We start from the raw sequence: 200 nt of genomic DNA on the forward strand, positions 1-200 counted from the left end.
TTTGCCTCGATAGCTCAGTCGGTAGAGCAGAGGATTGAAAATCCTCGTGTCGGTGGTTCGATTCCGCCTCGAGGCACCATATTCATATTGTGGTGCTTGATAGCAACATGATTTAAAAGATAATTCCCCCTTAGTTCAGTTGGTAGAACGGCGGACTGTTAATCCGTATGTCGCAGGTTCGAGTCCCGCAGGGGGAGCCA

2 tRNA genes are annotated in these 200 nt (G+C 49.5%); both read left to right on the plus strand.

What is annotated here, in order from left to right:
- The first annotated feature begins 3 nt into the window (after positions 1–3).
- Positions 4–79: transfer RNA gene (locus tag R2X38_RS26745), tRNA-Phe, on the plus strand.
- A 45-nt stretch (positions 80–124) separates the two neighbouring features.
- Positions 125–200 (plus strand) — tRNA-Asn (locus tag R2X38_RS26750).

The organism is Photobacterium rosenbergii (assembly GCF_033022775.1).
Taxonomy (GTDB): Bacteria; Pseudomonadota; Gammaproteobacteria; order Enterobacterales; family Vibrionaceae; genus Photobacterium; species Photobacterium rosenbergii_A.